The 728-nt window shown below is 38.7% G+C and carries 1 protein-coding gene; it reads right to left on the reverse strand.

Annotated features, from left to right (window positions below; genetic code table 11):
- The coding region (locus QZ143_RS09385) for a DUF3427 domain-containing protein (RefSeq protein WP_292883557.1) at nucleotides 1-728 on the reverse strand (728 nt) is incomplete at both ends.

The raw sequence follows: 728 nt of genomic DNA on the forward strand, positions 1-728 counted from the left end.
ATCGTTTACAAAATAAGAATAAAGCTCATCCTTGACTTCTGTGTCTATCTTGAACTTGAAATTGACGATTGGCTGATCCTTCCCGTTAATGTTTCTGTAAACCTGCCTGTAGGAAATCGGAGTCAGTTTGCCAATGTAGTAGAATTCAATTCCCTCATCATTGCTTTTCTGAATGAATAGCTGGGTATCGACTCCATTGTAGTTAATCAGAGGTTCCAGTTCTGGTGAAGAGGTTTTCCTGTTGTTTCTGCTCATCCAATTGAACACTTCCTTTGAAATGAAATGGTCTTCGTAGTTGATTGTTTCTGAAATGTCTTCCGACTTGTTGTAGGTTACAAAAATCGGACAGGTGTCGTATTTGATTTTGTATCCGCCGATGTTTTGTCCGTTCATGAACCTTTCCCAGTTCATGAGCCTCAATACGTCTTCCCTTGAGTATTTTTCATATAGTCTGAAAGGTTTTTCGTCTGCATAGACATTTTCATACTTGTAAAATCCGTATTTGATTGCATCCTTTATCTGGCTTAAGGAAACTGGATTTGTTATCGCATCCCTGAATGTGTCGGATATTTCAAATCTGTAGTCTTCATTGTCCTTGAGGTTGCGATAGATGCTTTTGTCGAATTTGAAGAACAGATTTTCAATGTCAATGTCATCCTGTGATATGAACTGTATGGTGTTTGCCTGATAGTCGTCGCTTGTCTCCTTTCTGTAGAAGTTCATGCTCA

This window comes from Methanobrevibacter sp. UBA188 (assembly GCF_905234905.1).
Taxonomy (GTDB): domain Archaea; phylum Methanobacteriota; class Methanobacteria; order Methanobacteriales; family Methanobacteriaceae; genus Methanocatella.